Origin of the sequence: Exiguobacterium flavidum (assembly GCF_003344535.1) — a bacterium.
GTDB lineage: Bacteria > Bacillota > Bacilli > Exiguobacteriales > Exiguobacteriaceae > Exiguobacterium_A > Exiguobacterium_A flavidum.
On the sequence record NZ_QPKS01000004.1, the window covers coordinates 105,351 to 128,084 of the forward strand.

Annotated in this window: 26 protein-coding genes; 18 read left to right on the forward strand and 8 right to left on the reverse strand. The window is 50.4% G+C overall.

Annotated elements, in window-relative coordinates; all coding sequences use genetic code 11:
• The first annotated feature begins 3 nt into the window (after positions 1-3).
• The 3 genes from DFG60_RS05095 to DFG60_RS05100 are packed head-to-tail and all read left to right on the forward strand — an operon-like array spanning position 4 to position 1,164.
• On the forward strand, positions 4-441 hold the full coding sequence (locus tag DFG60_RS05095) for an Ohr family peroxiredoxin (protein WP_114570661.1): 438 nt from the start codon (positions 4-6) through the stop codon (positions 439-441).
• 13 nt (positions 442-454) lie between these two features.
• Positions 455-625, forward strand: coding sequence for a hypothetical protein (locus DFG60_RS13725; RefSeq protein WP_198661547.1), 171 nt, complete (start codon positions 455-457; stop codon positions 623-625).
• Between the two features lie 29 nt (positions 626-654).
• A complete protein-coding gene (locus tag DFG60_RS05100; protein ID WP_114570662.1) occupies positions 655-1,164 on the forward strand; it encodes a type 1 glutamine amidotransferase domain-containing protein in 510 nt (169 codons plus the stop codon).
• A 60-nt stretch (positions 1,165-1,224) separates the two neighbouring features.
• On the opposite strand, the gene mce is transcribed toward DFG60_RS05100, so the two are convergent.
• On the reverse strand, positions 1,225-1,632 hold the full coding sequence (mce, locus tag DFG60_RS05105) for a methylmalonyl-CoA epimerase (RefSeq protein WP_114570663.1): 408 nt from the start codon (positions 1,630-1,632) through the stop codon (positions 1,225-1,227).
• A gap of 251 nt (positions 1,633-1,883) precedes the next feature.
• On the opposite strand from mce, the gene DFG60_RS05110 reads away from it, so the two are divergent.
• The 5 genes from DFG60_RS05110 to DFG60_RS05130 all read left to right on the forward strand — a co-directional run bounded on the left by DFG60_RS05110 (position 1,884) and on the right by DFG60_RS05130 (position 6,591).
• Complete coding sequence (locus tag DFG60_RS05110; protein ID WP_114570664.1) at positions 1,884-3,248, forward strand: murein hydrolase activator EnvC family protein; 1,365 nt, start codon at positions 1,884-1,886, stop codon at positions 3,246-3,248.
• A gap of 197 nt (positions 3,249-3,445) precedes the next feature.
• Positions 3,446-4,681, forward strand: a complete 1,236-nt coding sequence (locus tag DFG60_RS05115; RefSeq protein ID WP_114570665.1) for a murein hydrolase activator EnvC family protein — start codon at positions 3,446-3,448, stop codon at positions 4,679-4,681.
• A 98-nt stretch (positions 4,682-4,779) separates the two neighbouring features.
• Positions 4,780-5,193, forward strand: a complete 414-nt coding sequence (locus tag DFG60_RS05120; RefSeq protein ID WP_114570666.1) for a hypothetical protein — start codon at positions 4,780-4,782, stop codon at positions 5,191-5,193.
• A gap of 116 nt (positions 5,194-5,309) precedes the next feature.
• Positions 5,310-6,149: a zinc transporter ZupT gene (zupT, locus tag DFG60_RS05125; RefSeq protein WP_114570667.1), complete on the forward strand. Its 840-nt coding sequence runs from the start codon at positions 5,310-5,312 to the stop codon at positions 6,147-6,149.
• A gap of 76 nt (positions 6,150-6,225) precedes the next feature.
• Positions 6,226-6,591, forward strand: coding sequence for an ArsR/SmtB family transcription factor (locus tag DFG60_RS05130; RefSeq protein WP_114570786.1), 366 nt, complete (start codon positions 6,226-6,228; stop codon positions 6,589-6,591).
• Between the two features lie 55 nt (positions 6,592-6,646).
• Here the strand turns inward: DFG60_RS05130 and DFG60_RS05135 are convergent, their stop codons facing one another.
• The 3 genes from DFG60_RS05135 to DFG60_RS05145 all read right to left on the reverse strand — a co-directional run bounded on the left by DFG60_RS05135 (position 6,647) and on the right by DFG60_RS05145 (position 10,925).
• The gene (locus DFG60_RS05135; protein WP_157964482.1) at positions 6,647-7,258 is read right to left on the reverse strand and encodes a hypothetical protein; all 612 of its coding nucleotides are present in this window, start codon (positions 7,256-7,258) and stop codon (positions 6,647-6,649) included.
• 70 nt (positions 7,259-7,328) lie between these two features.
• Positions 7,329-9,959 (reverse strand): putative bifunctional diguanylate cyclase/phosphodiesterase, encoded by a 2,631-nt coding sequence (locus DFG60_RS05140; protein ID WP_114570669.1) that lies wholly within the window; start codon positions 9,957-9,959, stop codon positions 7,329-7,331.
• Between the two features lie 96 nt (positions 9,960-10,055).
• Complete coding sequence (locus DFG60_RS05145; RefSeq protein ID WP_114570787.1) at positions 10,056-10,925, reverse strand: YitT family protein; 870 nt, start codon at positions 10,923-10,925, stop codon at positions 10,056-10,058.
• Between the two features lie 189 nt (positions 10,926-11,114).
• On the opposite strand from DFG60_RS05145, the gene DFG60_RS05150 reads away from it, so the two are divergent.
• Together DFG60_RS05150 and DFG60_RS05155 are read left to right on the forward strand one after the other, a co-directional pair.
• A complete protein-coding gene (locus tag DFG60_RS05150; protein WP_114570670.1) occupies positions 11,115-11,720 on the forward strand; it encodes a hypothetical protein in 606 nt (201 codons plus the stop codon).
• Between the two features lie 182 nt (positions 11,721-11,902).
• Entirely contained in the window at positions 11,903-12,742 is an 840-nt protein-coding gene (locus DFG60_RS05155; RefSeq protein ID WP_114570671.1) for a formate/nitrite transporter family protein, read from the forward strand.
• 56 nt (positions 12,743-12,798) lie between these two features.
• Here DFG60_RS05155 and DFG60_RS05160 read toward each other — a convergent pair whose 3' ends face one another.
• Positions 12,799-13,218, reverse strand: a complete 420-nt coding sequence (locus DFG60_RS05160) for a YkvA family protein (RefSeq protein WP_114570672.1) — start codon at positions 13,216-13,218, stop codon at positions 12,799-12,801.
• A gap of 101 nt (positions 13,219-13,319) precedes the next feature.
• Here DFG60_RS05160 and DFG60_RS05165 point away from each other — a divergent pair, with 101 nt between their 5' ends.
• Positions 13,320-14,543, forward strand: coding sequence for an aminopeptidase (locus DFG60_RS05165; protein WP_114570673.1), 1,224 nt, complete (start codon positions 13,320-13,322; stop codon positions 14,541-14,543).
• A 113-nt stretch (positions 14,544-14,656) separates the two neighbouring features.
• On the opposite strand, the gene murB is transcribed toward DFG60_RS05165, so the two are convergent.
• On the reverse strand, positions 14,657-15,574 hold the full coding sequence (gene murB / locus DFG60_RS05170) for a UDP-N-acetylmuramate dehydrogenase (RefSeq protein ID WP_114570674.1): 918 nt from the start codon (positions 15,572-15,574) through the stop codon (positions 14,657-14,659).
• Between the two features lie 258 nt (positions 15,575-15,832).
• Here murB and DFG60_RS05175 point away from each other — a divergent pair, with 258 nt between their 5' ends.
• The 4 genes from DFG60_RS05175 to DFG60_RS05190 all read left to right on the forward strand — a co-directional run bounded on the left by DFG60_RS05175 (position 15,833) and on the right by DFG60_RS05190 (position 18,373).
• Positions 15,833-16,351, forward strand: coding sequence for a GNAT family N-acetyltransferase (locus DFG60_RS05175; protein WP_232818632.1), 519 nt, complete (start codon positions 15,833-15,835; stop codon positions 16,349-16,351).
• 33 nt (positions 16,352-16,384) lie between these two features.
• Positions 16,385-16,837 carry a GNAT family N-acetyltransferase gene (locus DFG60_RS05180; RefSeq protein WP_114570675.1) on the forward strand — a complete coding sequence of 151 codons (453 nt, stop codon included), beginning with the start codon at positions 16,385-16,387 and terminating at the stop codon, positions 16,835-16,837.
• An 80-nt stretch (positions 16,838-16,917) separates the two neighbouring features.
• Positions 16,918-17,274, forward strand: a complete 357-nt coding sequence (locus tag DFG60_RS05185) for a hypothetical protein (RefSeq protein WP_114570676.1) — start codon at positions 16,918-16,920, stop codon at positions 17,272-17,274.
• A 151-nt stretch (positions 17,275-17,425) separates the two neighbouring features.
• Complete coding sequence (locus tag DFG60_RS05190; protein ID WP_114570677.1) at positions 17,426-18,373, forward strand: hypothetical protein; 948 nt, start codon at positions 17,426-17,428, stop codon at positions 18,371-18,373.
• On the opposite strand, the gene DFG60_RS05195 is transcribed toward DFG60_RS05190, so the two are convergent.
• Positions 18,358-19,206, reverse strand: coding sequence for a GNAT family protein (locus DFG60_RS05195; RefSeq protein WP_232818634.1), 849 nt, complete (start codon positions 19,204-19,206; stop codon positions 18,358-18,360). The genes DFG60_RS05190 and DFG60_RS05195 overlap by 16 nt on opposite strands.
• Before the next feature lie 120 nt (positions 19,207-19,326).
• On the opposite strand from DFG60_RS05195, the gene DFG60_RS05200 reads away from it, so the two are divergent.
• Entirely contained in the window at positions 19,327-19,602 is a 276-nt protein-coding gene (locus DFG60_RS05200; protein WP_232818635.1) for a hypothetical protein, read from the forward strand.
• A gap of 67 nt (positions 19,603-19,669) precedes the next feature.
• Here the strand turns inward: DFG60_RS05200 and DFG60_RS05205 are convergent, their stop codons facing one another.
• Positions 19,670-20,584 carry a hypothetical protein gene (locus DFG60_RS05205; protein WP_114570679.1) on the reverse strand — a complete coding sequence of 305 codons (915 nt, stop codon included), beginning with the start codon at positions 20,582-20,584 and terminating at the stop codon, positions 19,670-19,672.
• A gap of 141 nt (positions 20,585-20,725) precedes the next feature.
• Here DFG60_RS05205 and nfsA point away from each other — a divergent pair, with 141 nt between their 5' ends.
• Together nfsA and DFG60_RS05215 are read left to right on the forward strand one after the other, a co-directional pair.
• Positions 20,726-21,472 carry an oxygen-insensitive NADPH nitroreductase gene (gene nfsA, locus DFG60_RS05210; RefSeq protein WP_114570680.1) on the forward strand — a complete coding sequence of 249 codons (747 nt, stop codon included), beginning with the start codon at positions 20,726-20,728 and terminating at the stop codon, positions 21,470-21,472.
• 19 nt (positions 21,473-21,491) lie between these two features.
• Entirely contained in the window at positions 21,492-22,667 is a 1,176-nt protein-coding gene (locus DFG60_RS05215; RefSeq protein ID WP_114570681.1) for an LCP family protein, read from the forward strand.
• Positions 22,668-22,734: the final 67 nt, after the last annotated feature.

Genomic DNA, 22,734 nt, shown 5'->3' on the forward strand with positions numbered 1-22,734 from the left:
AAAATGGGGAAAACGATACTCACTTCAAGAGCAAGAGCGAACGGTGGACGGGAAGGGCGTGTCGTCTCTGATGACAACGTCATCGATTTGGAACTGGAGATGCCCGGCACGAAGGGCAAGGAAGATGTGAAGACATCGAATCCGGAACAGCTTTTCGCATCCGGTTATTCGGCCTGCTTTGACGGGGCGTTCAAGTTGATGGCCCGTCAAGCGAAGAAACGGGTCGAGTCGCACACGACGGCCGAGGTCCATCTCCACGAGGATGACTCGGACGGCGGTGTCAAAATTTCAGCAAAACTGCTCGTCGAAGTTACAGGGGTGACGCAGGAAGAAGCGGAAGAGTTGCTTGAAAAAGCACACGGGTTCTGTCCGTATTCGAAGGCAACGCGCGGCAACATCGACGTCGAACTGAGCGTTAAAGCAGTCGAGACGTTAAGCTGAGGAGGAGAAGCGCATGGCACCTAAAGAGACGGATGCACCGAACCGTGATCTCGAGGACGAACGGAAGCGACTGACGGAGAAGGAACGTAAGCTTTCCGAAGATCAGCAGGAACGAATCCTTGAAGGCAAGGATCAGATGCCTGACGATCCGGTCTCTCCTCGGGACCGCGGCGAGAATAGATGAAACTTCAATCAACAAGGAGTGAAGATACAATGGGCAGGAAAGTAGCGGTAGTACTCGCAGATCATTTTGAAGACGTGGAATTCACGAAACCGGCCGATGCTTTGAAAGAAGCGGGGCATGACGTCGTCGTGATCGGTGTAGAGGCTGGGAAGGAACTGACTGGAAAACAGGGAGAAGCAAAAATCAAGACGGATCTCTCGATCGCTGACGCGAAACCGGACGAATATGATGCCCTCCTCATACCGGGCGGATTCTCGCCGGACCTTCTGCGCGAAGACGAACGGTTCCTCGACTTCGTCAAGGCGTTCGACCAAGATAAACGACCGGTCTTCGCCATCTGTCACGGACCTCAGTTGATGATCAATGCGAAGGTGGTCGAGGGGCGTAACATGACGGGATATAAATCGATCCGTATCGATATGGAAAACGCCGGCGTACGCTTTGAGGACAAGGAAGTCGTCGTCGACGGCAACTATGTCACAAGCCGGCAGCCTGACGATATCCCGGCTTTCAATAAGGAAATGCTTGCCCAGTTGTAAATTAACGACGAACACCTCCCGGACCAGGACGGTTCGGGAGGTGTTTTTACGTTCGTATCCTCAGTTTCCCGGATAGTCACAAAGTTCCGTGATCACTCCGTGGGAATGCCTCGGGTTCATGTAGATGAGGCGACGTCCGTGTGCAGTCGTCCGGTATGTTTCTTCGAGGAAGGTGATGCCCTTTGCTCTTGCTTCTGCGATGGCCACGTCGAGGTCCTGTACGCGATATGCGATATGATGAACCCCTTTTCCGCGTTGCTTCAAGAAACGGGCGATCGGACTTTGATCATCCGTCGGCGTCAACAGTTCGATCTTGTCGCCCTCGAAGTCGATGACGGCAACATTAGAGGCGACTCCCGGCGTCTCATTCGAAAAGCGATCAATCAAGACGCCGCCGAGTACTTTCGTATAGAATTCGATCGCTTCGTCCATGTCGCGGACGGCGACTCCTGTGTGGTCTAAAATCATGCCATCACGTTCCTTTCATATTCAAATTCCTCATACTATAAGTGTGCGACGAAAGAAGAACTGATGCAATTTTTTCGCTCTATTACGAAAGACCCCTCCTTTTTTTGTCAGAATGAAATATCTCTGAAACATAATATCGAGAAAATGAATGCTATAATCAAAAACGTTCGATTAACATTTAATTTACGCTACTTATATAGAAATTCAAACGATCGATATAAATTCTAACAAGAAAAAGAGGGAATAGCAGAATGAAGAAAACGCTCGCGTCGCTCGTCGTCTCGGCTCTCATCATCACATCAGCTCCATTTGGTGCAGAGGCGGAAAGCCTTAAAGAAAAAGAGGCACGCAATGCCCAAGAACAACGTCAAAATAAGAAAAAACAATCTCAACTCGAATCACACGTCCATTCAGAGGGCGAAAAAATCTCAAAAACGCAAGAAGAGGTCAACCGGATCGACACCGCATTGAACGAGAAAATCTTTGCGATTGCCGCAAAGGATCGCGAAATCAAAACGATTGAGCGTGAAATCGCTGAACTTGACCGCAAAATCAAGGCCTATCAGCTCAAACTGAAGAAGCAGGAAGCATTGCTCGGCGATCGTCTGCGTGTCATGCAGGAAAACGACGGAAACTCGATCAAATGGGAAGAAGTCATCTTCGGTTCGAAGGATGTCGGTGACCTTGTCAGCCGCGTTTTCGCAGGTAAATCAATCGCGGAGCAAGACAACAAGATGATCGTTGATTACCGTACGACCCAGGAAAAGCTTTCGAATGCGCAAGCAGAGCAGAAGCAAAAGAAAGCGAAGCTCGTCACGGAAAAAGAAAATCTCAAAGCTCAAAAAGCTGATCTCGAGAAACAACTTCAAGCACGCAATGAGAAATTGAAGGAACTTAGAAAGCGTAAAGCCAAGTTCGAGACACAGCTCGTCTCGACACGCGAAGCGTCTCAAATCCTGATTGCACAAGAACGTGCCATCGCGGCAGAAAAAGCGGCGCAGGCACGTGAAGCGCGCGAAGCGAAGGCTCGTGCGGCCCAAGCAGCCCGCGAAGCGAAAGCCCGTGCGGAAGCTGAAGCGGCCCAGGCAGCACAAGCGAAACAAGCAGCGAAGCAATCGGCCAAGCAATCTTACACGCCGAGTGCGCCGAGTGCACCGAAAGCGGCGCCGGCGGCTCCGAAAGTGGCAGCACCTGCAGCGTCGTCTTCACTCTTCATCCGTCCGACAGGCGGCGGAACGACACAAGGGTATGGCGCGGCAGGCGGCGGAAACGGCTATACGTTCCATAACGGTCTCGATTTCGGCGGACCGGTCGGGTCACCGATCGTCGCTGCAGCGACCGGGACAGTCATCCTCGCACAAAGCGGCGGTCCTTACGGAAACCACGTCATGATTGCTCATCAGTTGAATGGTCAGACATACACGACGGTATATGCACATATGAACTCGCTGAACGTCAGCTCCGGCCAGCGTGTCAGCCAAGGACAGCAAATCGGGACACTCGGCAGCACAGGGAACTCGACAGGTCCACACCTTCATTTCGAAATCCATGTCGGCGGTTACGTTTACAGCGGAACAGGCCCTGCGAACTCGGTCAATCCAAACAGCATGCTTTGATCAGCAAGAACCCACTGCTATGCGGTGGGTTCTTTTTTTGTTGAACCGTTTCCATTTGAAATGAAAATGAAATTTTTTCGTAACCGTTAGGGTGATATAATCAATCTCGCAACATGTAAATGATTTTCCAACATGATTTGATTTCTGCCATACATAATCCAGTTCAATTGAATCTACATAGTGAGGAAGTAGTATACATGATCAAAAAAATCATCTCGGCATTCATTGCGGGGACAATGCTCATCAGTGGCGCATCATTCGCGGAAGCAACATCGATCAAGGAAAAGAAGGCGAAAAATGCGGAAGAACAACGTAAGTTGAAAAAGTCGATTCAGAACCATGAACATAAAATTTCAAAAGAACAAGAGACGATCAATAAGCTCGATGCCCGGGTCAACGAAAAAATCTTCCAGGTCGCAGAGAAGAACAAACAAATCGAGCAGCTTGAAAAGAAAATCACGGAACTCGAGAAGGAAATCAGACTGTACGAAGAAGAATTGAAGTCGAAGGAGCAGGAGCTCGGTGATCGTTTGCGCGTTCTGCAGGAAAACGACGGAAATTCGATCAAGTGGGAAGAAATCATCTTCGGAGCGAAAGATCTCGGGAATTTGATCAGTCGCGTCATGGCTGGTAAGAAAATCACTGAACAAGACGACAAGCTGATCACGGAATACCGGGAGATGCAGGAAAAATTGACACGTGCTAAGGAAGAACTCGACGAGAAGAAGGTTGAACGCCTGTCTGAGAAGAAGGTTCTCGAACAGCAAAAAGCTGAGCTCAAGTCGGAGATGAGGCTTCGGAGCGAGAAGTTGAAGAAACTTCGTAAAGGCAAGACGAAAATCACGACGCAACTCATGAAGGCGAAGGACGTCCAGGCCATCCTCGAAGCGCAAGAACGGGCCATCGCTGCGGAGAAGGCCGCGGCTGCGGCTGCGGCTAAAGCTGCCAAGGCGGCGGCAGCGCGTGCGAAAGCGAACAGTGCGAATTCTGTTGCCTCGTCCATCAGCGTCCCAAGCAACCCCGGAAAGTTCATCCGTCCGGTCGGCGGCGGCATCTCGCAAGGGTTCGGTCCTGCGAGCGGACAGTACGGCTATACGTTCCATAACGGGACGGACTTCACGGGATCAGTAGGTACGCCGATCGTCGCAGCGGCGACAGGGACGGTCATCACGGCTCAAAGCGGCGGCCCGTACGGAAACCATGTAATGATCACTCATTTGATTGACGGACAAGTCTATACGACGGTCTATGCGCATATGAATTCGTTGAACGTCAGTGCAGGACAACGTGTCAGCCAAGGACAACAGATCGGTACGCTCGGTAATACCGGAAATTCGTCTGGTCCGCATCTGCATTTTGAGATCCATGTCGGAGGTTATCAATTCAGTGCCTCTGGACCTGCGAACACCGTCAACCCGCTAGCTTATCTATGATAGGAACGTCCGGCTGCCTTGCAGCCGGGCTTTTTTATATGACTGGCGTGAATCGGCGTCGTTCCGGGTAACATACAAAAACAGAGAGGTGAAGCTTGATGAGGTGGCAAACTATCCGCTGGAATGGGAAAATGGTTCGGTACAGGATCGAGCCGCAGATCGTCCGTTTGGCGAACTACGGTCCATATCACCTCGGGCATACGTTGTTTCCTTCCCCGCATAGAAGATCAATCGAACTCGCAGAACTGCTGAAGAACAAATATGCAAAGCGATACAAGCGCCCGCTCGCAGTGAAGACGGAGTCATTCGCGACTGAAATCTGGGGACATGCGCATCTTGACATCTGGTACCGGACTTGCCTGCTGTTTCCTTTGCCGCGGACTGTCCGGGACCATTGTAAAAAGCAACTTGTCCATACCCGAATCGTCGACATCGGTGTCAAGGCGGTCGATACGAACCGGTGGGTATGGGATGTGGGAAGCCGATTGGGCGGATGGTTTGTCTTTCGCTGAGGGGGAACCATCCTTTACCTGACCGGGCTAGCAGATTTCAGGAATTTTTCGTTCGAAAAGTTGCACTAGAGCAAAACAATAGTATAATGGAAAAAAAGATGTAAGGAGACAAGCTCATGGAACAATCTACATTATGGTTCGCGTTTGGACTTACCGTGTTCGCCGGACTTGCGACGGGGATCGGTAGTCTGATCGCCTTATTCGCAAAACAAACGAACACGAAATTCTTGTCTATCGCCCTTGGATTCTCAGCAGGGGTCATGATTTACGTCTCGATGGTCGAAATCTTCCAGAAAGCGAAGGATGCGTTAACACCGGAATACGGACTACAGATGGGGACACTCTATACGGCACTCGGCTTCTTCGGCGGGATTTTCCTGATTGCCTTGATTGACAAGCTGATTCCGAGCAACGGGAATCCGCATGAGGTAAAACGAGTCGAGGAGCTTGAGGAGATGGAGGCGGCTGCCGCTGCTGAGGTCTTGGTCGAGACACAACGGCGAGAAAGGCTTTACAAGGTAGGTATATTCTCAGCTCTTGCAATCGCGATTCACAACTTTCCGGAAGGACTCGCTACGTTCGTCGCAGCGGTGCAGGATCCTGCACTCGGCATCCCGATCGCGGTAGCGATCGCGATTCATAACATTCCTGAAGGGATCGCTGTTTCGATTCCACTGTTTTATGCGACTGGATCCCGGATCAAGGCGTTTCGCTATTCGTTCTTGTCAGGGCTTGCAGAACCGGTCGGTGCGGCAATCGGCTTTCTCATCCTTATGCCGTACATGAGTGATACCGTCTTCGGCATCCTGTTCGCCTCAGTGGCCGGGATCATGGTGTTCATCTCGCTTGACGAGCTTCTCCCGGCAGCACGGGAGTACGGAGAAGCCCACTTATCAATCTATGGATTGATCGCAGGGATGATGGTGATGGCTGCAAGCCTGATTCTCTTCCTGTGAAGACGCGCTTCTCTTGCAATTTTTAAGCGGAGATGGTGGAATGGAGGGAGAAGCAATCGGAAAGGACTGAAGGATGATGCATGCTCCCCGTTGTGAAACGATTGCAATCAATCAGAGCAGGGCGGACGAAATCCAACGTGAGCTCGAAGATATACCGACCCAGGATATCGGTGCACTGTTCAAGGTGCTCGCGGATCCTACGAGACTCAGGATTGCCTATGCACTGACGGTCGAGACAGAATTGTGCGTGTGTGATGTCTCGGCGTCCGTCGACTGTTCAATCGCGACAGCTTCCCACCACCTTCGGACTTTGCTAAAACAAGGACTCGTCAAATACCGAAAAGAAGGAAAAGTCGTCTACTATTCGCTTGACGATTTTCATGTCTCTTCGTTGATCACGATGGCGATGGAGCACGTGGCTGAAGGAAAAGCAGTCCGATGACAAGAAAATGGAAAACGAAAAGACCGTGTTCGCCGAACACGGTCTTTTCGTGCAGTCACCGGCTTCTCCTGAGAAAGAAGACGACCGTGACGAGGATGAGGATGGACGAAAGAAGAGCGAGGCTCAGGCTGGTCTCTCGGAAGCCGGTTGCAGTCTCGCGCGTATTGATCATATCCCGCTCCATATGATCGTAAAGCTCCTGCTTGACCCGCTCTAAATCTTCGAGCAGCGTCTGAGTCGTCTTCGTCGAGTTTTCTGCGAGCCGTATCGCTTCCTCAGCGGATCCATTCTCGTAGGATCTGAAGACGGCTTCGATTTGGAGTTCCCAGACCTGGTTCTTATCGAGAAGGTCGAGCAGTGTTCCCGGTGTGTCAGGCGATGCTTGCAATTGATTGCGAAGGCGGTGAATCTCACTTGTGGCATGATAATACTCCCGCGCATAGGATGTATCGTGGTAGAGAAGAAGGCCACGAACCGCATTCGCCCGGTCCCTGTTCCTTTGAATCAACAAATCGACTCGTTTGATCATCGGCATGTCGTTCACATAAGTGTCTTCGCTCAATTTTCCCATGACCTCATAACCGGAAAGTGAATGGACCAAAGGGATAGAAGCGAATGCGAGAATCAATCCGACGAGCATTGAACGATGGAACCAATCCCTTTTCATGAATAAATCAATCCTTTGATGATGATAAGTGGATTATATACCAATAATTGCTTGATTGGTTGATTCGCTTTCAAGAAACTGGCTGATTGATATAAAAATCGACGAATTCGGTCAGCGGCATCGGTTTCGCATACCGAAAGCCTTGCATTTGTGTACACCCTTCCTCACGAAGGAAATTTTCCTGGTAAGCGGTCTCGACGCCCTCAGCGACGAGCGTCATGTTGAGCTGTTTAGCCATTGCTACGATCGTCGCCGTGATCGTCCTGTATTCCGGATAGTCTTCGAGGCGCATCGTGAACTCACGCGGGATTTTCAGCTCGTCGAGCGGATAGCTGACGAGATATGCGAGAGAAGAATAACCTGTACCGAAATCATCAATCGACAGGCTGATGCCGAGCTCCTTCAACTCGAGGATACGCTCAAGCGCGTGTTTCGAGCGGTTCGCTGCGATGGTCTCCGTCAACTCGAACCGAAGAAGTTCCTTTGAAATCGGATATTTTCTAAGGACTTGTTGAAGGAAGGATACGAGATTGTCGTCAAACAGCTGCCTGACTGAGATGTTGATGGACAACTTCGGCAGCCTGATATTTTGCTGGCCAAGTTCAAATAGCGTCATCACAGCTTTTTCGATCGTCCAGCGTCCAAGGTCGATGATGTGCCCCGTTTCTTCGGCGATAGGAATGAAGGTCGTCGGAGGGATGAACTCGCCGTCTTTCTTCCAACGCATGAGTGCTTCCGCACCAATCACCTTTTGGGTATGTGCATCTATTTGCGGCTGGAAGTGAAGGCTGATCTCATCACGTTCCAAAGCCTTGTCCAGTCCGTCGATCAGTCGTTTACGTTCTTCCTTCTTCGTTCGCAGTGTCGGGTCGAATCGGACGCTTTGATTCTTGCCGCTTTCCTTTGCCTTGTACATCGCGAGATCTGCATTTGCGAGCAGCGTTTTTGAGGTCGTACCGTCTTCCGGATAGGATACGATGCCGATGCTTGCGCTCAAATGGAGAATCGACTGATTAATATAGTAAGGAGGAAGGAACACGTGGTCGAGGATCGCCTGATTGATGCGATCGGCATCATCATGACAAGCGAGTACGACGAACTCATCTCCGCCAAGGCGGGCTGTGAACTCCTCTGGTCCAAGAGCCCGTTCAAGGCGTTGGCCGACGTGATGAATCAACTCGTCACCTACATCATGACCATATTGATCGTTCAATTCCTTGAATCCGTCGAAGTCAAAGAACAGAAGCGTAAACGGCTTTTGCTCAAGTAGAAACGAGTCGAGACGCTCATGGAACTGAAAACGGTTCGGAAGTCCAGACAAGGCATCGTGCGTTGCCTGATATCTGATTTTTTGCTCTTGTTGCACGTTTTGGGTGACGTCCTTGACTATTCCGTAGACACCGGTCACTTGACCGTCGATGATCATCGGGACGCTGATCAAGTCCCAAAGATGGGTCTCTCCCGAACGAGAGATGGCACGGGCGATATACTGGTGCGGTTCCCCTGCGACGACCCGATGATAGATTGGCTCGTATTCCTCAAGGTCGGATGGATCGAAGAAACTTTTGATATCCTGTCCGATCAGATCACGGATCGAATAGCCAAGAAGCTCACTTCCGGCGGCATTGATGGAAAGGATCTTGCCGCTCAAGTCATGAAGATAGATTGGTTCCGTATTATATGCGAACAGAGAGCGATACTGTTGTTCCTTTACTTCGAGCTGTCTCGTCTTTGCCTTGACTGTAGTCTCGAGTTTTTCGTTCGAAGTGCGCAGGCTGCTACTTAGCTGAGCATTCTGCTTCGTGACGAAGAACTGGCGAATCACGATAAGGACAAGGGCGGTCCTCGCGATGAAATCGATGACATCATTCGGCAGTTGGATCGATCCAATGATGAAGGCGATCAGTAACAAGGAGAACACGATGAAGTCGGTCGTCACCTGTCTGTTCACGGTGACCTTGCGCTGCGATTTCGGTTCGAAGACGCTCGCGAGCGTAAGGCTTGCAAGAAAGACGAGACGGAACAGTGCGACGAAATAGAGGATCGTCTCACTTGCTCCATACATCTCCCCAACCATGCTGATGAAAAAAGTGGCGAAAAAACCAGTGATGCTAAGTAAAGTCATCGTCCGGTAAAGACGGCCTGTTCGAGCTTGGCGCTGGATATGCAGAAGTGTCCACCCAATGTACAAGCCGATAAGGCCGATCGGATCAATCAATCTCTCGAACCACTCCGTATTGAGACCGGTCAGTTCAAGCCTCGGCAAAATGAGCATGTGCCAGAAGGTGACGAGTAAAAGGCTCAATACGGCAAAGACGTCGTAGACACGCGTCCTGAACGAGGGATGGGTCAAAGATGGATTGATGACAAGGATCACGATGAGAAGACATAGGATCAATTGACCCAAGAAGACGCTGTAAGAAAGGGAAGTATCCCATTCAAACCAGCCGATCCTTTCCCCGCTTACGAGCAGCTGACAGCTCAGTACGAAGAAGAGCAACCCATGGACGGTTCGCGATGCGCTCTTGCGCTTCGACAAGGAAAAGACCGTGTGAAGGGCGAGGGAAAACATTGTCATGAAGGTGAAAAGGTGAAACAACTGGAACAATAAATCATTCGGCGACAGGGTGATGAAGACGCTTCCGATCCCGAGGATAGATATCAGGATGTAGGCGACGGGTGATTGAAAAAAACGTTTCAATCGTGGACCTCCGTTCTTGGTATAGACATATGCACTTCTCTATCGGCATATCGAGGCCAAATATGAAGAAAAAGGACGGGAAATGTCCCGTCCTTTTCAAAGAGTATACGAATGTTCCTTATAGTTCCCAAAAACCGTATGAATTTCCGAGAAGGTGACGAACGCTCCCGGTTCAACCGATTTCACGAGTTCCTGAAGCCGGACGATTTCGTTGTTCTGAACGACGACGTAGACCATCTTCTTCGTCCGGTTCGAGAATCCGCCACGTGCGTCAAGAATCGTGACACCGCGCCCCAGTTCTTCCGTTATGGCGGCATTGATTTCATCCGCCTTTTCACAGATGATGAAGCACTGTTTTGAAGCTGAATAGAAGCTGTAGACCGTATGCATCGTTTTCGTTCTGACGAAACTCATGATCAGAGCGTACATGACGTGTTTCAAATCAAACACATACCAGACGAGCACATAGACGATGATGTCCTGCATCAGAAAGATACGCGGAAGTGGCCAATTACGAAAACGGCTGAATAGAAATTTGCCGAGGATGTCGAATCCGCCGGTCGAAGCACCTCCGAAGAAAATGAGTGCCATCGCGAGCCCGGAAACGAGACCAGCGAAAATCGAGGCGACCAGAGGGTCATTCAGCGATTCGGGCGTAACGAATTCCGGGATGACATCGATCAGAAAAGAGGAGGAGACGACGATCAATCCGGACAGGAGCATGAATCGTTTCCCAAGAAAACGAAGACCGAGCAGGAAAAGCGGGATGTTCAAGATCAGTTGGGTTGCCCCGATCGGCGTACCGATCAATTCTTTCGTGATCAACGTGATACCCATGATTCCACCGGAACCGATATCGTTCGGTGAGAGGAGGAGGCTGATGTAGACGGAATAAAGAAGTGTTCCGATGATGAGGAAGCCGATTTTTTCTGTACGTCGTTTCGTGCTGCCTTTTGCAGCGTTCATTGTAGTTGCCATGGTTTTCAGGTGAGCGTAGCCCGTTCCTCCTTTGTCTGTTCTGTCTGAAAGGATACGCTGAAATCGTCGGAAATTCAAGCCCGTCTGCAGGCGGATGGCGGACGTAGAGGAAAGTGGGTTACCATTGAGGTGGAAAAGGGATGAGTTCGGACGAGAGCGGGAAAAGGAGGATGAGGGATGAGACAGACGATATGGATCGCGATCGCACTCGCGGCAGGCATGGCATTTGCGTTCTTATTCCTGACCCTTGATGATTCAACGAGAAAACATGAAAAACGGTATGAAGGGACGACAGTCGTCAGAGCTGTCGGTACACCGCTTTCGAACGAAGCTGCGGTCCAGGAGTTCATCAGAGACTTACCGGAAGGGGAGAGCGTCCGTTCGATCGAGACGGATCTCTCGACGATCGATATCTCCTATGAGGTGAACGGGCAGGAGCGCGTGTCATGGACTGGAGCCGATACTTCGGAAATCAATTTGGAGTCGGCTGAATTCGAGGAAGGACGCTTTGTCGACGTAATCATTCATCATACCCTCGCTCTGTTTCTGACGATACCTGATTTGCAGGAATTGACGATCCGATACGAAGATCCATACACGATCATTACCTATCGGATGGACCGGACGACACTCGAAGAATATTTGCCCCGCTCGATTGAACGAGCGACGTCAAGCTCAAGAAGATGGAATGATGTCGTGGTCGAGGGATTTCTTTTCAATCAGGAAAAAAGAGCGGATTCCATGGAACGATTCAAGGATAATATCGTCATCACGCCTAGGTAGAAAAATCGATTTTTCCTCGGTTCTATACGTTTTCACAGACTAGACACAATGATATCGTTTACAAGGCCATTTCTGAAAAAAATGATGCGAAATCAGTATTGAGATTAAGCTAATATGGCAGTATGATACTAAGTGAACAAGGAATGTGAATGTTTGAACAAGGGGAAAGAGAGGTTTCTACAATGAATGAAGTAGAGGCACTGGAAGGGTTACGTAATAAGGCTGTCAAGTCTACCAAAACAATGAAATACCGGCCGATGGAATACTTGGTCCGGGCTATGCTTGCTGGAGTTTTCATCGGATTTGCTATCATATTCACTTTGAAATCAATCAACGGTCTGTTCTTGAATGAGTCACCGATGACATCTCTAGTCGGCGGATGGACGTTCGGGGTCGCACTCGTTTTGATCGTATATGGCGGGGCAGAACTTTTTACTGGGAACACGATGTATTTCACGACCTCGACGATGCGTGGTTTCACGTCACGCGCTGAGACGCTCAAGGTATGGACGCTCTGCTTCATCGGTAACGGGCTTGGCGGCCTGCTATTCGCACTGTTGCTCGCACAGACAGGAATCATCCAGGAGCTTGGTCAGAACAACTGGTTGTTCGCTGTTTCCGAAACGAAAATCCACCACACGACATGGGAAATCTTTACCCGGGCAATCTTCTGTAACTGGATGGTATGTCTTGCGATCTTCATCCCGAAAAATATGAAGAATGAGTTCGGGCAAATCATCACGATGATGATGCTCGTAGCGGTATTCTTCGCATCAGGATTCGATCACGTCATCGCGAACATGGCACTCTTCTCGCTCGCACTGGTCGTTCCGCATCCTGAGACGATTTCACTCGCTGGTGCGGTTCATAATCTCGTCCCTGCACTCTTCGGGAACATCATCGGTGGTGCAATCTTCATGGGCATGGTCTATACATGGCTCAACAAAGGAAAGCTCGAAGTTGAAGAAGGCGAAGAAAAGAGCACGACGAAAATCGCCTTTCTTAAAAAGCAGAAAGCCTGATCACACTGACTAAGAAAAAACTGCGCTCGATTCCATCAGGAGTCGAGCGCAGTTTTTCATTCAAGATGCTGGAACCGGTCTACGTCTGCTGCAAGCGACTCATAGACCTCTTCGACGATCTGAGCGTCGTCGAACAGACCGAGAACGTTGTCGTCGGGAAGTGCATCGACAGGTGAGGTGAAATAAAGGATAGCTGTCAACAGCAATCGCTCCTGTTCCGGTTGCATGATGAAACGGTCCTGTGAGACGGCCCGCAGCATCTCGAGCAGCTGTTTCAGTTGGAAGTAAAGGACAAGTTCCTCTTCACGCTCGATGTCCGTGATTCCTTCCGAAGCGACGTCTTTAGTCAGACGGGCAAGCCCGAGTTCGCCTTGGACGAGTAAATCGATTTGTGCGCCCCGGTGCCCGACGAGCTCGAGAGCTTGGCGATGAAAATACTTATAGGCTGATCTAGAATCTCCTGGTGTAAAATCCATGATTGTTTACCACTCCTTCTCTCATTAGTTTCGCCTTAATTCTTGCAAAATTGCAACTATTTCGTGAGAATAAAGATAAAGATCTGAAAGGGGACTACATAATGCCAACACAAGAACAACTGAAGAAGTACGCGGAACTGGCCGTACGTACGGGAATAAATCTCCAACCTGGCCAGCAACTCGAAATCAGAGCCGGAATCGATAACGCACCACTCGTGCGTGAGGTCACGAAAGTCGCTTATGAAGCCGGTGCTTCGAACGTCTACGTCCAGTGGTCGGATGATGAGATGACGAAAATTCGTTTTCATCACGCTCCTGATGAGGCGTTCGATAAGTTCCCGGATTGGTTGAGAGAGCGTTTTGATCAGCTTGCGGCTGAAAAGACGGCTTTCCTTTCGATCGTCAGCGAAGATCCGGACTTGCTGAACGGGGTAGACTCCTCACGCATCGCACGTTCAAACAAATCAGCAGGTCTAGCGCTGGCGAACTGGCGGAAATATGTCATGAGTGACAATGTCAGCTGGTGCGTCACTGCAGCACCGTCAGAATCTTGGGCGAAGAAAGTTTTCCCGGGTGCTGAAAACGCGGTAGACCTGCTATGGGATGCTATTTTCAAAGCGACCCGTATCGATCTTACCGATCCTGTATCGGCTTGGGTAGAACACGATAAGAATCTTCGTGAAAAAGCCAGTTTCCTGACGAGCAAAAAATACAAGAAGCTGCATTATTCGGCACCAGGGACGGAAATGACGATTGAGCTTCCTGAGCGTCATCTATGGATCGGCGGCGGCGGTCCGAACACGGACGGTGTTGATTTCATCGCCAACCTTCCGACGGAAGAAGTATTCACGCTGCCGAAGAAGGACGGGGTGAACGGTCACGTCTCGAGCACGAAGCCGCTCAGCTACAGCGGGAACTTGATCGATGAATTCACTCTCTGGTTCGAGAACGGAAAAATCGTCAAGGCCGAGGCGAAGACTGGCCAAAAAGCGCTGGATGAATTGATTTCGCTCGACGAGGGGGCGCGTTACCTCGGAGAAGTGGCACTCGTGCCACACCACTCACCGATCTCGGATTCGGGCATCCTGTTCTACAATACCCTCTTCGACGAAAACGCATCCTGCCACTTGGCAATCGGGCGTGCCTATTCGACTTGTCTTGAGAACGGGCCTAAGCTTTCGGCTGAAGAACTCGCTGAACAAGGGGCAAACGATTCGATGACACACGTCGATTTCATGATTGGTTCTGAAAAGATGAATATCGACGGGGAACTCGAGGATGGCACGCGTGAAGCCGTCATGCGTGACGGAAACTGGGCGATCTGATCACTCTCCGTGCTACGATTTCGTCTGCTCGCTAAAATTGAAGGGGCCGTATTCCAGAACGTGGAATGCAGCCCCTTTTCTTATTCGAAAGATACAGACACGGAGTCCGCATGTTAAACTTCTAATTCTTCACCGATGATCTTCACTTCAGTCTCGAGGAGTACACCGAACTTCTCCTGAACTGTCTCCTGTACGTGACGAATCAGCGAGATATAGTCGCTAGCCGTCGCTTCACCGATGTTGACGATGAAACCGGCATGCTTCATCGAGACCTCAGCATCACCGATCCGCGTCCCTTGAAGACCACTGTCTTGGATGAGTTTACCTGCGAAGTACCCTTCAGGACGCTTGAAGACGCTGCCGCAAGAAGGATATTCGAGTGGCTGTTTCGTCTCACGCTTGTCAGTCAAATCATCCATAACGGATTTGATCGTCTCGTTGTCCCCTTCAGTCAGGCTGAAACGTCCTTCGAGGATGATGTACTCTTTGCTATGGAAACAGCTTGTACGGTATCCGAGCTCAAGCTCGTTTTGCTGAATATTCAACAGTTCGCCCTTGCGCGTCAAGACAGTGGCGCTGTGTAGGCAATCCTTCACCTCGCCGCCATAGGCACCGGCGTTCATGATCAGCGCTCCGCCGACTGTTCCCGGGATTCCACAAGCGAATTCGAGTCCGCTTAGGGAATGCGAGAGGGCGACGCGGGATGCCTCGATGATAGCTGCTCCGCTCTGCGCGACGAGTTCATGCCCTTCGACGTGGATGTCGGTCAACTTCTCGAAAGACAAGACGATTCCCCGAATCCCTCCGTCCCGAACGACGAGATTCGATCCGTTCCCGAGGAGCGTAAGCGGAATGTCGTTCTCGTATGCGTAACGGACGACAAAAGCGGTTTCCTCGTAGGATGAAGGGATGACGAAGAGGTCGGCCTTTCCGCCCATCTTCGTGTACGTGTGGTTTTTCAATGGTTCGTCTATGAAGACGGCTTCGCGTGAGATGCCATCATAAAGTCCGATCACTAGCTGTTCAGTCATGTCTACTCATTCCTTTTCATAAATTACGTCGTGTCGTATGGATAAGCCAATAAGTTATATTCTACATGATTTAGGGATGTTTTGTGCATGCTGTTCCTAAAATACATAGTTACCCGGGAAATTGCAAGGGGCACCGCCTCATGACATTGTTCAGAAATGACCATCTGGAATTTGAAAAGAAAGAGGACGAGAGAGCATGAAATCGTAAAAAAGGGGGAAAATAATAGCAAAAGGCCGTGTTATCAAGGGGGGATGAAAATGATTGAAAGTGAACGTCTCGAGATGGTACGTTTCATTGATGAGGATTTCTTGTTCTATAAGTCACTCGTTCAGAACGAACGAATCATGCGCTACATCAATGGAGGTATACCGCTCGAGGATGATGAAGCAAAAGTGTGGTTCGAGCGCCAATTCGATCGATATGATGATGAACGGCAGACCGGCTTCCTGCTATTGAAGCTTAAGGGGACAGGAGAGCCGATCGGATTTGCAGGACTGATCATGCAGGAAGTGGACGGAATAGAGGAACTCGAGGTCGGGTATTGGTTGAATCCGACGTACTGGAAGGTGGGGTATGCAAGAGAAGCTGCACGGCGCTTGATGCGCGAAGCGTATGATCGAGGGAACGACCGACTGATCTCAATCATTCACCCGGATAACATGCCGTCGCAACGCGTGGCGCGCGTGAACGGGATGAAGTGGGAGAAGGAGACGGTCTTCAAAGGAATCCCCGTATCGATCTACTCCTGCCGGCTATCCATCATCTGCAGAGGTTAAGCGAACATTAATCATAAGAGAGGAAGTCATCGTGTGGAAATCGTTTTGAAAAAATTTTCTGAACTGACTAATTTTGAGTTGTATGAGTTGCTTAAGTTGCGGACCGACGTGTTCGTCGTCGAACAACACTGTCCTTACCCGGAGCTGGACGGAACAGATCTCGACGCGGTCCATGGAATGGCCATCCTTGATGGAGAACTGATTGGCTGTTTCCGTGTGTTGCCGGAAACCATGAAACGACCTGTCGCCATCGGACGTGTCGCCGTCCGGCAAAATCACCGGGCGAAGGGCATTGCTCGCCGTCTGATGGAGGAAGCTGTCTCCTATACGGAGAAGACGGGGGAAGAAGAAGTCTATTTGCAGGCGCAGGCACACTTGGTTGATTTCTATGGATCTTTCGGTTTCAAGGAAGAGTCCGACATCTATCTCGAGGATGGAATTCCTCACGTCGACATGCGTCTTAAAAAATCTGTGACAAAGCGATGAATTACGCACACCCTTCTTCAGCTTCCTGTCCGTCGAGCCGATGATAGAAGGAACGGTCTCGACGGAAGGGAAGTTTGCGTATGAAACGTTTCTTGATGTCCATCATTCTCATCGTGATCGGTATCTTGTCTTTCTCAATCGGAATTTCCTATGCCCAGTTGCAGTCGAAACAAGCCGAATCTGAGCAAGAGATGGTACGCATCCTGAAGGCACGCGGTGTCGAAGAGACGGACGTACTGGAGGTCAGGGCAGCGTTCTCTCTTGCGCACAGAGAAGAAATCGAAGTGCGCTTACGGGAAGAACCATCGGTGACCTACCGTTTCGCCAAACCAGACCAGACGATCCGCTATATTGGCGCGGACGGTGTGAGCTTCAACGAAAACGGCAAGCATGACGCACGATTCAGGACGGACGAAGTGGAATTGACTCAAAAGTGAGTCGTCCGAAATGAGAAGTAAGGACCTTCGAAAAGAACAATGAGCCTCTTTCTTCGTAATGCTTTGCGAAGAGAGAGGCTCATTTTTTCTTCTGTTCCTTCCTTTTTTTCGATACACTAGAAAAAGAGATTTGGACCAGGAGGTCATGAGAATGCTGAAAAGATTTCAGAAGAATGAAGCGGTAGCACCTTTGATGCGTGCGTTCGTCGAGCTGGATGAGGAAGCCTATGGAAACTTTGCCGGACGATTGTCAGACGATGAGAAGCGGGCATTGAACTTGATCGGCCGGGCGATTGAACAGAGATCGCTTGAACATCTTGTGCTTGCGATAAGTACGAACCAGCCAATCGTTCACGTAGAAAAGCTCATCCAAGGATTGGCAGGATGGAAGGAAAATCTGGTTGCGCTTGAGAGGCTCGTTGAAGGCGGACTTGACCTGAATGAAATCGTCGTCCTCGAAGGCTTCCGATCGCCGCTCCGTCAGCCGATGCACGTACCAGTCGGATTATATACAGCTGTTGAAGATCAGTTGTTTGAACAGGCACTCCTAAAGGGATTTGATCTTGGATATGTCACTGAGATTCAGCGGGGGGACCGATTCGGTGAAACCGTTCAGTTGGACGTACTCGACCTGATGTTAATCCTTAACACGGAAAGACCGATCGATTCGCGCATTGTAGGAAAGCTCGCTTCCTGTAAGTCACTCGTCGGATTCACTATGTTGCTTCAGAATGGAACTTCCGCTCTTGCGGAAGCAGTCGCTCAATCGGAAGCCTATCGAGTGGATGAATCATATGAAAAGCACTATCCCCTGTTTTATGCCGGCGTCGGGAGACAGGAGAGCCTGTATCGGACCCTGATGAGGCACGCCGGAAAATCTGTCCGGAAAGAGGAAATCATCAAGGATGCACTGCTCGTCTTCCACAACTATCTGCCTGGCCTCGCCTTGTCTGAAGGGAAGGCATATTTCGATTCCCTGGTCGCTTTCGGAGAAGCTCTTCAAGACGAATTGGCAGTTGACTTCTCGATCGTCGATAAGGAACTGGTGCTTGAGGAATATGGTGAGGTGTTCAGCCGGTTGGTTCAGCGGGAGATCTGAGGGCGAAATGTATACCAACTGGATGTGTGCTGGATGTCAGAGACGAACTGCTGGTCATAGAGTGCGAGTGCGTTCCGGTTAGTTGATAAGCACGAGGTGGAGAAACTTCTGGATTGAAGATGGTGAATTTTGTGGAAGAAGGAATCCAGGATACGTGGACCGTAACCGTGACCTTCGTAAGCGGGGGCGCGTGTGATTTCATCCAGTACGATGGATCCGAACTCCCTGCGCCAAATCAATGTACCGATCGGCAAAGCGCCGTCGTAGACCAGGCAAGGAAATGATTTGAGCTCGCTCATCCGAATGAAGTCGTGTAAGGTCAATTGATAGGACTTGTCGATTTGACGCATCGCGTCATTTCGAAGCGACAAGAAAAGGTGGCGTTCACGGTCGGAGACGCTTTTGAATGTCAAGGTAGGTGGACGATCCTCGACGGTTCCGATAATCCGAAACTCTTCTGAGGTGGAAGTATATCCGATCGAGGCCCAGACGGAGATGAATCCATTGTCGCGCGGCGGTGAAATATGAACGTGGATGGCGTCGGGGTGCAGAGATAGCGCTTTTCGGTGGACGTGAAGTGCCAGTTTTTTGAAGGCTGCCATTTTAGAATAGGATGAATTGAGGAGGTGCACCTCGGTCCTGTTCTCCTTATTGCGACAGGCAAGTCCAATCGTTGCTACTGGAATGTCATTTTCGAGAAGTGTCCAGTGATGCCTGCCGTATTGACAGGCAGGGCCGCTGATTTCGCGCAGGACGGATCGTGTAGGCGGTAATAGCCGGTGTACGAGCTGTTGCTGGTGGGGCGTCAAACGATCATAGGAAACTATGGACAATAGAAACAACTACCTTTCACTTTTAATTGATTCCATTATATGACATTTTAAGTTGTTCGAAACTACTGTTTTTATCGAAGGATGAGAATTGAATTTTAAGAAAAGAAAGAAGGGAAATCGTTGCAAAGACGAATGTGGACATTACTAATAACGTTGGCACTGTTCAGCCCTCTCCTCTTACTGTCCGTTGGCGCGGAAACGACGAACACGAGCCCCGGGACTGGCACGGACGGGACGACCGTCTATGGGAACTACGGGGCCATGGATGAAATCATCGTCGACACCGTCGAACCTACCTTCGACGGATTCGATTCACCGAACGACATGGCATTCCTGTTTGCCGGTATAGCACTTCTCGCGACTCTTGGACTCGGGGTCATCAATACATCTGATTGAACAGGACAAGAAAAGGGCGCCTCTCCCGCGAGAACGACAGCGGGTGAGGCGCCCTTCTTATATTTTCTTAGAAATGGATGTGCTTCTTGCGGCCGACACGTTCGATTCTTTCGTGTTCCTCATGAAGCCCCGCTTCATCGAGCATGTTCAAGTAGTAACGAAACGGCGTGGAGCGGTGCGAGAAGTAAGGGATATATTCTGCGAACAACATTGATTCTGCTTTCTCGAGTTCGCGCAGTTCAATCAGGGCGCGAAGTTCAGCGAAGCGGATATCCTGATAGTCGGCGAGTGCATCCCCATCACGCCGAAGCTGTGGCCGAAGTTTCGACGCATGGTCGTTCAGTCCCTCGACAAAGGCTTCGCGGAGCGGTGCATTCGTGCAGTGCTTGAATACGGCGAGCAACAGGTCACTCCGTTCCGTGTCGACATCGATCGGTACCTTCAGTGCGGTGTAGATGGATCTTTGCATCCACGACTTCGGCTCCTTCTCATCCATTTTGTAGAAACCGACCAATTCGCTGAACATATCAGATTGAGTCACCTTCAGCAATCGGAACGGATCGTTCGTCAGGAAGAGGGGTTCCTCGCCTGCTGCCACTGAGAGCAGGAAGAAAAACTCCTCGAACGCCACGCGTGCTTCATTCTTTTTCGTGGCGTAGAAACGTAGGTGTTTCAGGAGTCGCTTTGCGGAGACATACCAATTCTTCTGTTCACGCAGAGGGACCTCATCATTCACATCAAGAAAAGCATGGTCATAGGCGAGCTGGATGAAGCGTTCCGTCTGCTGGATCGTCTGTTCGACCGTCGGATGTTCTTGTGCACGCTGATGTTCCTTATATTTTGCGAACTGTGTCAGCATCGCATCGAAATCCTTCTCTTCGATCGTCGACTTCGGAAGCTCGCGATACATCTCGACGATGATGTCGCGGAGGGTAGTGTCGCCGTATTGTTCTAGCAGCAGTCTCAATTTTCGAATACGCATAAGAATCCCTCCTTGAAAAAACGCAAACTTCAATACTATAGTCTTCCCGAAATATTCATAAACAGAACGTATCGAGAGAGGAAAGATGACAATCTTCCGTCCAAAACGTTACGATGGATAAAAAACTGGGGTGGGATATGTATGAATGAAACAATCCAGACGATCTTGAATCACAGGAGCATTCGTAAGTTCAAATCGGATCCATTAGACGATGAGACAGTACGTCTCCTCGTCGAGGCTGCGCAGGCTGCCTCGACATCTTCCTATCAGCAAGCTTACGCAATCATCGGAGTCGACGACGCAGCACTGAAGCGGTCGTTGATGGAAGTCGCGAGTCAACAATCTTATGTCGCAGAAAACGGATATTTCTTCGTCTTTTGCATCGACTACCATAAGCATGCTGTCGCTGCTGCTTGGCAAGGGTCGAATCTCGATGCGACGATCGAATCGACGGAAGCGCTCATCGTCGGAACAGTCGACGCGAGCCTTGCGGCGCAAAATCTGGTCGTAGCAGCGGAGTCGCTTGGATATGGTGCGGTCTATATCGGATCGCTTCGAAATGACGCAAAAAAGGTGAGTGAGCTGCTTGCTCTCCCGAATCAGACCGTTCCGCTCTTCGGTGTGGCTATCGGTCTACCGGACCATTCTCCCGGCAAAAAGCCCCGTCTTCCGATGGAGGCGGTCTTTCACCGGAATCGTTATACTGAGGATGATAAGCTGCTCAGATTTCTGCAAGAATACGAAGAAAAAACGGCAGCATATTATACGGAACGCACGGACGGACAACGGAGCGAAGGATGGGTTTCGCAGATCGTTCGGACGATGCTTGAACCGAAACGGAAGTATCTACGCGATTTTTTGAGAGATAGAAAATTTTTGAAGGACTGAAATACGGAGGATAAGAAATATGACTGAATCTCGCAATGGCCGTTCCCGTCTCGAACGGAAGCGGCAGGAAGCAATGACACAGGCAGAACGGGAACAGACTACGCCGCTGGAGGACTGGAGGAGACGTGATGAGATGGGTGCCTCTGGACCTGAGACGCGCCCGTCCGGTGAGCGATTCATTGACCATCAATCGAGCGGGCCAGTAAAACAAAAGAAAACGAAAAAAAGAACCCTTCCATCGCTGCCGAGTTTCAGGTTGAGGAAACGGTCGGCTTCAGTCAAGCAGCGCCCGCGTCAGGCAGAGAAACAGCAGAGCGGGCGCGACTCCGGTAGGCGGGGGACGGAACGTCCGAAACGTAAATGGAGAGGTAAGATGTTCGGGTTGCTGCTCCTTTTGCTCGCCGCGATCGTGCTGTTCACCTCACAGCCGTTTACGTTCATGATGATCGGCAGCGATGCGCGGCCTGGTGAATCGCTCAGGGGATCACGTGCGGATTCGCTGTCGACGATGCAGTTCGTCCCGCTCTCGCGAACGATTCAGCTGACATCGATCCCGAGGGATACGTACACGCCGATTCCATGTGAAGACGGCCAGAAGGATAAGATCACGCATTCTTTCGCCTACGGTGGCGAGGATTGTTCGGAAGGGGCTGCAGAGACGCTTCTCGATACGGAGGTCGACAGCAAGATCGTCATCTCGTTCGATTCATTCATCGGACTGATCGATACGATCGGCGGAATTGACCTCGTTTCGACAGGAACATTCAGCGAACAGGATGCAAGCGGCAAGGCGAATCAGTATTCCTTCCAAAAAGGGAAGGAATACCATATGGATGGTGCGATGGCTCTCGCTTACTCACGTCATCGAAAGACCGACACGGACGGAGCGCGTGCGAACCGCCAATCCGAGATAATCGAAGCGACGGCGAAGGAATTGCTCAAGCCGACCGGCTGGACGAGCATCCCTGCGGCTCACCGCTACATGAAGGAAGAGATGAATCTCGAAATATCGGTCCGACAAATGGCGACGGCTGCGCTTTCGCTTGCACTTCTGTCTGAGCGGGAGCACCTTGAGATCAAGGGTGCGGATGACTACATCGGCGGCGTCTACTATTATGTTCCGAACGAACCGACCCTTAAAGAAGTACGGGCGAATCTCGACACGACCTTTTACGGTACCTTAAAAAATCAGTAATTGGACAAAAGGGGTTTGCACCCTCTTGATAGGTGGAAATTAATATCATGTAGCTCTTCAGGGACTA

Coding starts and splice junctions, on each gene's coding strand:
- DFG60_RS05120 (WP_114570666.1), top strand. CDS start 4,780: ATGAGGTGGCAAACTATCCGCTGGAATGGGAAAATGGTTCGGTACAGG.
- DFG60_RS05175 (WP_232818632.1), top strand. CDS start 15,833: ATGATTGAAAGTGAACGTCTCGAGATGGTACGTTTCATTGATGAGGAT.
- DFG60_RS13725 (WP_198661547.1), top strand. CDS start 455: ATGGCACCTAAAGAGACGGATGCACCGAACCGTGATCTCGAGGACGAA.
- DFG60_RS05185 (WP_114570676.1), top strand. CDS start 16,918: ATGAAACGTTTCTTGATGTCCATCATTCTCATCGTGATCGGTATCTTG.
- DFG60_RS05155 (WP_114570671.1), top strand. CDS start 11,903: ATGAATGAAGTAGAGGCACTGGAAGGGTTACGTAATAAGGCTGTCAAG.
- DFG60_RS05100 (WP_114570662.1), top strand. CDS start 655: ATGGGCAGGAAAGTAGCGGTAGTACTCGCAGATCATTTTGAAGACGTG.
- mce (WP_114570663.1), bottom strand. CDS start 1,632: ATGATTTTAGACCACACAGGAGTCGCCGTCCGCGACATGGACGAAGCG.
- DFG60_RS05095 (WP_114570661.1), top strand. CDS start 4: ATGGGGAAAACGATACTCACTTCAAGAGCAAGAGCGAACGGTGGACGG.
- DFG60_RS05205 (WP_114570679.1), bottom strand. CDS start 20,584: ATGCGTATTCGAAAATTGAGACTGCTGCTAGAACAATACGGCGACACT.
- zupT (WP_114570667.1), top strand. CDS start 5,310: ATGGAACAATCTACATTATGGTTCGCGTTTGGACTTACCGTGTTCGCC.
- murB (WP_114570674.1), bottom strand. CDS start 15,574: ATGACTGAACAGCTAGTGATCGGACTTTATGATGGCATCTCACGCGAA.
- DFG60_RS05215 (WP_114570681.1), top strand. CDS start 21,492: ATGACTGAATCTCGCAATGGCCGTTCCCGTCTCGAACGGAAGCGGCAG.
- DFG60_RS05115 (WP_114570665.1), top strand. CDS start 3,446: ATGATCAAAAAAATCATCTCGGCATTCATTGCGGGGACAATGCTCATC.
- DFG60_RS05145 (WP_114570787.1), bottom strand. CDS start 10,925: ATGAACGCTGCAAAAGGCAGCACGAAACGACGTACAGAAAAAATCGGC.
- nfsA (WP_114570680.1), top strand. CDS start 20,726: ATGAATGAAACAATCCAGACGATCTTGAATCACAGGAGCATTCGTAAG.
- DFG60_RS05160 (WP_114570672.1), bottom strand. CDS start 13,218: ATGGATTTTACACCAGGAGATTCTAGATCAGCCTATAAGTATTTTCAT.
- DFG60_RS05110 (WP_114570664.1), top strand. CDS start 1,884: ATGAAGAAAACGCTCGCGTCGCTCGTCGTCTCGGCTCTCATCATCACA.
- DFG60_RS05150 (WP_114570670.1), top strand. CDS start 11,115: ATGAGACAGACGATATGGATCGCGATCGCACTCGCGGCAGGCATGGCA.
- DFG60_RS05135 (WP_157964482.1), bottom strand. CDS start 7,258: ATGAAAAGGGATTGGTTCCATCGTTCAATGCTCGTCGGATTGATTCTC.
- DFG60_RS05130 (WP_114570786.1), top strand. CDS start 6,226: ATGCATGCTCCCCGTTGTGAAACGATTGCAATCAATCAGAGCAGGGCG.
- DFG60_RS05165 (WP_114570673.1), top strand. CDS start 13,320: ATGCCAACACAAGAACAACTGAAGAAGTACGCGGAACTGGCCGTACGT.
- DFG60_RS05190 (WP_114570677.1), top strand. CDS start 17,426: ATGCTGAAAAGATTTCAGAAGAATGAAGCGGTAGCACCTTTGATGCGT.